Raw genomic sequence first — 289 nt, 5'->3', positions numbered from 1 at the left:
ATTTCGCCGAAAGCTACGGTGTCCCCGCAGATCGCAGCCATGGACATGGCCGCGATCAAGGCTGCAGGCTATCGTGCGATCATCTGCAATCGCCCCGATGGGGAAGGCGCTGACCAGCCAAGCTTCGAAGAGATCGAGGCGGCTGCCAGGGCCGAGGGAATCGAGACGCGCTACGTCCCGGTTGAGTCGGGGATGGTGACCGATCAGGACGTTGCTGCCTTCGGCCAGGCGCTGGCAGAGGTGCAACGCCCGGTCCTGGCCTACTGCCGGACCGGCACACGCTCGGCGA

1 protein-coding gene is annotated in these 289 nt (G+C 65.4%); it reads left to right on the top strand.

Going from position 1 to position 289, the window contains the following annotated elements; all coding sequences use genetic code 11:
- On the top strand, positions 1-289 hold a 289-nt coding region (locus tag FQV27_RS18745; protein ID WP_246133184.1), incomplete at both ends, for a protein tyrosine phosphatase family protein.

Source organism: Paracoccus aurantiacus (assembly GCF_007993065.1).
GTDB classification, from domain to species: Bacteria; Pseudomonadota; Alphaproteobacteria; order Rhodobacterales; family Rhodobacteraceae; genus Paracoccus; species Paracoccus aurantiacus.
The sequence above is the reverse complement of the archived record's forward strand: the minus strand, read 5'-3'. Positions and strand labels throughout refer to the sequence as shown.